Raw genomic sequence first — 524 nt, 5'->3', positions numbered from 1 at the left:
TTTGGGCATTAGTTTGTTCCATTGCCGTTGCGTTAGGATGGCTCATCCAACCATTTTGTTGTGCGAGCATATCAAGCTGATCTGCAATATGTGATTGCTGTAGTGCCATTTCAATGTGAATCTTTTTAATTTGTGGATCCTTCATGTTTAATGCAGATGTGAAGTTATCATTAGACATTGCCATTGCTGTCAGATGAGCATCTATTGCAATGTCTTTATCTTCCAATCCAACCGGGGTGTAATTAGCATGACTATGGCTTTTAACCTCCGGAATTGGTGGCAAAGACACTTGAGTATTTTGGTTTGGATTTAGTAAATTGTTCATAACAGTCGTGTGATTTTTCATAAGACCTGCTTGTTGTTCAAGTATCATGATAAGCTGCTGATTTTGTGTACCAGAAGCATATCGCTCTAATTTTTTAATAACTGAATTGTGGACAGATAAATGGTTTGCCATTAAACCGACGTCTACTGTTTTTAACATGAGATTCACTCCACTCCTTAACTTTTTTCACGTACATGTA

At 37.4% G+C, this 524-nt stretch carries 1 protein-coding gene; it reads right to left on the bottom strand.

What is annotated here, in order from left to right:
• The coding region (locus NC799_RS18360; protein ID WP_272447862.1) for a spore coat protein at positions 1–484 on the bottom strand (484 nt) is incomplete at its 3' end.
• Between the last annotated feature and the right edge of the window lie 40 nt (positions 485–524).

It is taken from the genome of Aquibacillus salsiterrae (genome assembly GCF_028416595.1).
Taxonomy (GTDB): Bacteria; Bacillota; Bacilli; order Bacillales; family Amphibacillaceae; genus Aquibacillus_A; species Aquibacillus_A salsiterrae.
This window is presented reverse-complemented; position numbering and strand designations above follow the sequence as displayed.